Below are 6968 nucleotides of genomic sequence, written 5' to 3' on the forward strand. Positions count from 1 at the left end.
AAAATGACACCGCCTCAACCCGGTGCGATCCCGCGCGCCCAAACCATAGAAACGGAAAAATCCACGCAAAATACTCAATGCCGTGAATAAGATGGGCTAACGGTCGCGAATGCTCCTGTGGGACGTAATTATTAAATGTCGCCTTTTGCGCCAGACTCCTGGCTGTCCTCCCGAACGACCGTGCTGTCGATCATGTGCTGCCAGTCATCGATCAATCCGAGTTCGACCAGCGTTTCCAGCAAAGCATCCCAGACGCCTTGCTCAGCCCACCGGCGAAACCGGACATAGTCCGAGTTCTATTTTCCGTAGCACTCATGCATGTCCCGCCATGAGCAACCGACATTTAGGACATAAAGCATTTCATTGAGAAACAGATGGTTATCCTGTGCCGGTCGTGACCAACACCCACGTTGAGGCGCAGCAGGTTGCCAATGATCACCCATTCTTCGTCCGTCAGATCGCCACACAGCCATAGATTTCTGCAAAGACCAGTGTTGAATCATGTCCACGTCAGTCTGAAAAAACCTCTCGTCAATAGGCCCTATTCCCCATCCCTGTGGCAAAGGTTAATCTGGCCAGACGTGATTTTCAGACCATCCAAAGGCTTGCCCGATTATGTCCGCGCTTTCCCAACTGCTTGATACCTATAGAAATCTATCCGTCACAGAGCGCGAGAAAGGCACCTACTTCGAGGAACTGATTGTCTGCTACCTGCGAACAGAGCCGAGCTACGCGGACCTGTATGACCAGGTATGGACATACAAGGACTGGGCAATCCAAGAAGGCTATGTCGCGAAAGACACGGGCATCGATCTGGTCGCCAGAACGCGGGGCACGGGCGAATACCACGCCATCCAATGTAAATTTTATGCCCCGTCCCACAGTATCAGCAAGCCGGATATCGACAGCTTTTTCACCGCCTCGGGAAAAAAGCATTTTGCCCGGCGTATCATTGTCGCCACGACCAACCACTGGACCGATAATGCCGAGGCATCGCTTGCAGACCAGCACCCGCCTGTCAGCAAGATTGATCTGTATGACCTGGAAACCAGCCTGATTGACTGGTCGCAATATCAGCCCAATATTGCTCCTGTCCTGCGGGCGCAGAAGAAAGCCCGCGAGCATCAGGAAACCGCTATCCGCCGGGTTCTGGCCGGCTTCAAGAATCATAACCGTGGCCGTCTGATCATGGCCTGCGGGACGGGCAAGACTTTCACCAGCCTGAAAATCGCGGAACAGCAGGTCGGGGCCGGTGGCCGTGTCCTGTTCCTCGTTCCCAGCCTGTCCCTGCTGTCCCAGACCCTGACCGAATGGACCCAGGAAAGCCAGGTTCCGCTCCACAGCTTCGCTGTCTGTTCGGACAGTGCTGTCGGAAATCAACAAGCAGAAAATAATGACGAAATTCGAATTAACATACACGAATTGCGTTACCCTGCCACAACGGACGCAAATCGTCTGAGTTCGGAGTTCATCAAACGTTGCGACAATACACATATGAATGTTGTATTTGCGACCTATCATTCCATTGATGTCATCAGCCGTGCCCAGAAGGAGCATGACTTCCCCGAGTTCGATCTGATCGTCTGCGATGAAGCGCATAGGACAACAGGGGTCACTTTCGGGGGTGAGGAGAACGATAGCGCCTTCGTCCGCGTCCATAACCAGGATTATCTGGCAGGCCGGCACCGACTCTACATGACTGCCACTCCGCGTATTTACGGTGATGTGGCGCAGGAAAAGGCCGAAAAGGAAGGGGCCATTGTCTATGGCATGAACAATGAGGCCATCTACGGGCCTGAGTTCCATGTCATCACCTTCTCCGAGGCCGTCCGGCGCAAACTGCTGGTGGACTACAAGGTCATCGTGCTGGCGGTTGACGAGGGAACCGTCAGCCGTAGTGTCCAGAAGCTTCTGGATGACCCCGATAACGGCCTGACCGTCTCCGATGCGTCCAAAATTGTTGGATGCTGGAAGGCGCTGGCGACGGGCGGATTGCCTCGTGAAGGGACAACTATCCCCGAACCGATGAAGCGGGCCGTCGCCTTCTGCCAGGTCATTTCTCCCGGCTACAGGGGCAGGACGCCCAAGGTCAGTTCCATCCAGATTGCCGATATGTTCCAGCAGGTCGTGGAGGAATATCAGGAACAGGAAGACATTGAACCTGAAGCCCGTCTGGTATGCGAAGCCGAACACGTCGATGGCGGGATGAACGCCAGCGAAAAGGAAGGCAAACTCGCCTGGCTGAAGGACGAGACCCCGGAAGGCATATGTCGGGTTCTGTCCAATGTCCGTTGCTTGTCGGAAGGGGTGGACGTGCCGGCGCTGGATGCAGTCCTGTTCCTGACCCCCAGGAATTCACAGGTGGATGTGGTCCAGTCCGTGGGCCGTGTGATGCGGGTCGCACCAGGCAAGAAGCGGGGCTATGTCGTACTGCCCGTAGTTATCCCGGCTGGGGTTGAGCCAGACCAGGCTCTGGATAACAACAAGACCTATCAGGTGGTCTGGCAGGTGCTTCAGGCCCTGCGTTCTCACGATGACCGTTTTGATCACATGGTCAATAAGATGGATCTTCAGGCCAGACCTGACACATCCCGCATGGAAGTCATCGCGGTCACGAAGAAGATCACGGCCAAGACAAAGGCCCTGACAACAGGCACAGCCCAGAAAGCCCATTCGTCCTACAAAATTGGAAAGAAGGCTTCATTCCCTGACGACGACAAGCAGGAAACTCTGCAATTTGAAATCGGGGAAATCGAACGGGCCATCTATGCCAAAATCGTCAAGAAGGTCGGCAACCGTCATCACTGGGAAGACTGGGCCAACGATATTGCCCAGATTGCTCAGACCCATATCACCCGCATCAAAACCATTCTGGAGAGTCCCGATAACGTCGAAGCCCGGACCTCGTTCGAGGAATTCACGTCAGATCTACGGACAGAACTGAACGACAGCATCAGCGAGGAAGAGGTCATCGAGATGCTGGCACAGCATCTCATCACCCGCCCCGTGTTCGAAGCCCTGTTCGCTGGCCATAGCTTCATTGGCGACAACCCCATGTCCAAAGCCATGCAGACGGTTCTGGATGCGCTGGACAAGCACAGCCTGCACAAGGAAACGGACAGGCTGGAGGCTTTCTATACCAGCGTCCGTGAACGCGCTTCGGGGATTGATACCTCCTACGGTCGCCAGAAGGTCATCAAGGAACTGTATGACGGCTTTTTCCAAAAAGCCTTCCCGCGCCTGAAGGACCGCCTGGGTATTGTCTACACGCCTATTGAGGTTGTGGATTTCATCATCCGTTCCATCAATGACGTGCTGGAAAGCGAGTTCGGTCAGACCCTTGGAAGCAAGGGTGTCCATATCATGGACCCCTTTACGGGCACGGGTACATTCATCACCCGGTTATTGCAGAGCGGGTTGATTACGAAGGAGCAGATGCTCCATAAATACCGGCAGGAACTCCACGCTAACGAAATCGTCCTGCTGGCTTATTATATCGCTTCCATCAATATCGAGGCCACGTTTTCCGACCTGATGGACGGGAACTATGAACCCTTCGAGGGTATCTGTCTGACTGACACCTTCAGGCTGAACGAACCCCATGACCTCGTAAGTTCAACCCTGGAGGACAACAATCGGCGCATCCGTAAACAGAAGAAGCTGGATATCCGTGTCATCATGGGAAACCCGCCCTATTCAGTGGGGCAGGAAAGCGGGAACGACAACAACCAGAACGTGGCCTATCCCACCTTGGATGCCCGCATTGCGGAAACCTATGCAGAACGTTCCACGGCCACGAACAAGCGCGCCCTGTATGACAGTTATATCCGCGCCATCCGCTGGTCATCTGACCGCATCGGGGATTGTGGCGTCATCGGTTTCGTGACCAACGCAGGCTTTCTGGATGCCAATACGGCAAATGGCTTGCGCCAGTGTCTGGCCGAAGAATTTTCCTCCATCCATGTGTTTCATCTGCGGGGGAACCAGCGGACATCAGGGGAAACATCACGCAAGGAAGGCGGAAAAATATTCGATGCTGGAAGCCGGGCGCCGATTGCCATTTCCCTCATGGTCAAGAATCCAAATGCGCAGGAACAGGGCCGTATCCTGTTCCATGATATCGGGGATTATCTGACCCGTGAGCAGAAGCTGAAACGTATTCAGGAACTGGCCAGCATCAATGGCCTGACGAACGAAGACCTGTGGCAGACGATCACGCCGGATGACCATGGCGACTGGCTACGGCAACGGGATGACAGCTTTGGAAAATTTATTGCCATTGGGAGCAAGGATAAGGATGCGGGACCTGTGCTGTTCAGTCTGTTTTCCCGTGGCGTTGCAACAGCTCGTGATGCATGGTGCTACAATTCATCCCATCAAGTATTAACCGAAGATATGCTGTCCATGATTGATGTGTATAATTCGGAACGAGAACGATTTCAGAGTGAATACCCTGATGCAGCTTCCAAAGAACGATTAGAAAAGGCCAAGAACTTCGTCGATAGTGATCCACGAAAGATAAGCTGGAACCGTTCACTGCTTCGGGATTTTACCCGAGATAAGCCAGCATTATTTAAACCTGAGGATGTCGTGAAATCGGTTTACCGGCCATTTTTCTGTCAGTGGATGTACTTTGATCGGCAAATGAATGACATGATTTACCAGATGCCTCACCTATTTCCTGATGCGAAGGCAGAGAATTTAGTCATATGCGTTCCAGGCTTAGGTGGAGATAAAGGTTTTTCTGCCTTTATGACTAATCATATTATTGACCTAAATCTTGCTCCCGCGATGGGTGGATATCAAGCATTCCCTATTTTCGTATATCACGAAAATAACGCTCCATCAGACAACAACGACCTGTTCTCCGGGGCTTCACAATCGGGACTGACCAGACAGGACGCCATCACCGACGAAGGAATGAAACATTTCCGAGATGCCTATCCCGGTGAGACCATCAGCAAGCAAGACCTGTTCTATTACATTTATGGACTTCTTCACTCTCCCGAATATCGAGAACGCTATGCGGACACTCTGCGGAAGGAACTCCCTCGCATCCCCCGTATGAAGACATACGAAGCCTTCAGAGCCTTCTCCGATGCTGGTCGCAGGCTAGGCGAAATGCATGTCAATTTCGACAGCCAACCCATCTACAAGGGGGTGCAGGTCGATGCGGGAAACAAGCCTCTGACAGCCGCTGATTATCGAGTGACACAGATGAAATACGGCAAGGGCAAAGATAAAACCATCCTGCATTACAATGACCACATTACTGTCACAGGTATCCCTCTCGAAGCCTATGAATACGTGGTGAACGGCAAGCCTGCCCTCGACTGGGTAGTGGAACGTCAATGCGTGAAGACCGACAAAGCAAGCGGTATCGTCAACGATGCCAATGACTGGGCCATCGAAACCATGAACGACCCTCGCTATCCGCTGGATCTGTTTCTCCGCGTCATCACGATCAGCCTGGAAACCATGAAGATTGTGAAGGGCCTTCCAGCCTTGGAAATTCTGGATAACTGATAGGCGATTAAAAAATGTATTATTTTGTAGTTGTACAAATCAATGAAAAACTTTCTAAATCAGATGACTATCGAACCTATATTCAATACGATGAAAAAGATCTTAATAATATAAAAAATAATATTGTTAAGCCATATCTAAAAAAAGAAGATATACATTTCGAAGGTTACTTCATTAAACCGTCAAATATTAGGCAAATATCCATTAAAACATCCGATAAACCAATTACGGTTTTAACCGACGAAGCCAACAGTCGTATGCAGTCAAACGTTATTATGTATATTGACCCTGAAAGTATTGTGCGATCCAAAGACGGTTTGCAAGATATCACGAAATCTGTATTTGATTCGGTTCGACTCACTCTTGATCACCAGTTAGTTCAAAGCAAGGCAGGAAAAATACTTGTCGGTCAATCGAATAGGGTTTTCATTGTTCATGGGCGCGATGATCTCGCAAAAACAGCGACAGCCAGATTGATTGAATCATTGGGGTTAGACGCCATAATTTTACACGAACAGACTAACGCTGGAAAAACTATAATCGAGAAAATTGAGCAAGAAACAGACTGTGGATTCGCTATAATTTTGTATACTCCATGTGACCTTGGCCGGGTTTCATCCGAAGTCGATGAACAACCACGCGCGCGCCAAAATGTTATTTTTGAACACGGATATCTGACCGCAAAACTTGGACGTGACCGAGTATGCGCCCTAAAAAAAGGGAATGTTGAAACACCATCGGACATTAGCGGTGTCGTTTACACCGACATGGATGACGCGGGCATGTGGAAGTTTGCGGTTGCGCGTGAACTTCAAACAGCCGGTTTTACTATTGATATGAACAAGGTCCGTTAAAGAAAATGGCTTTATCACAGATACAGATTATTCGCTCACTTGGAGATGCTTTGACTTGGCTAGAAAAAGAGATCCAGTGGGGAGTCAATCCTGCTGAATTACGCCACCTAACTGGTCGGATTGGCGAACTATATGTCGCCATGAAAACTCGTGGGCAGATGGCACCTGAAGTTAACCAAAAGGGCTATGATGTCGTTTCAGCCGAAGGCGAACAAATATCCGTCAAAACCGTCACGTCTACACAACATATCAGATTTAACAAAAACACTTTCGATGTCGTTCATCGTGTCGTTGTTTTGCGGTTGAATTTTGATGATGACGACATATCCATCGAAGAAGTTGCAGATATGTCTGCATCCGATTTCCTGCCCCTGTGTCGTGAAGCAGAAGGGGTCTATATCTACTCGCCACGTCAACAGAAGGCGGTCGTTCCCATAGGTGACCAGAAGGCCGTCAGAGAGGTTTCCTATGGCCCTTACAGGGTCATCGACGCGGAAATCTCACAGAAGGGTTGTACATCGGGTTAGATTATGAAAAAGTCTGTTTTGCACAAAAGAAATTTTCGTAAGCTATAAGAAAACCCGATGC

3 protein-coding genes are annotated in these 6968 nt (G+C 50.5%); all 3 read left to right on the top strand.

Going from position 1 to position 6968, the window contains the following annotated elements:
• The first annotated feature begins 615 nt into the window (after window positions 1-615).
• From CFR71_RS14935 to CFR71_RS14945, 3 genes are read left to right on the top strand one after another with little or no spacing between them, the layout of a single operon-like run.
• Entirely contained in the window at window positions 616-5526 is a 4911-nt protein-coding gene (locus CFR71_RS14935) for a DEAD/DEAH box helicase (protein WP_110532113.1), read from the top strand.
• A gap of 14 nt (window positions 5527-5540) precedes the next feature.
• Window positions 5541-6380: a TIR domain-containing protein gene (locus tag CFR71_RS14940; protein ID WP_081749558.1), complete on the top strand. Its 840-nt coding sequence runs from the start codon at window positions 5541-5543 to the stop codon at window positions 6378-6380.
• 5 nt (window positions 6381-6385) lie between these two features.
• A complete protein-coding gene (locus CFR71_RS14945) occupies window positions 6386-6907 on the top strand; it encodes a DUF6998 domain-containing protein (RefSeq protein WP_133251180.1) in 522 nt (173 codons plus the stop codon).
• The last annotated feature ends 61 nt before the right edge of the window (window positions 6908-6968 follow it).

The sequence above is a fragment of the Novacetimonas pomaceti genome, assembly GCF_003207955.1.
Lineage (GTDB): Bacteria > Pseudomonadota > Alphaproteobacteria > Acetobacterales > Acetobacteraceae > Novacetimonas > Novacetimonas pomaceti.

Coding starts and splice junctions, on each gene's coding strand:
- CFR71_RS14945 (WP_133251180.1), top strand. CDS start 6,386: ATGGCTTTATCACAGATACAGATTATTCGCTCACTTGGAGATGCTTTG.
- CFR71_RS14935 (WP_110532113.1), top strand. CDS start 616: ATGTCCGCGCTTTCCCAACTGCTTGATACCTATAGAAATCTATCCGTC.
- CFR71_RS14940 (WP_081749558.1), top strand. CDS start 5,541: ATGTATTATTTTGTAGTTGTACAAATCAATGAAAAACTTTCTAAATCA.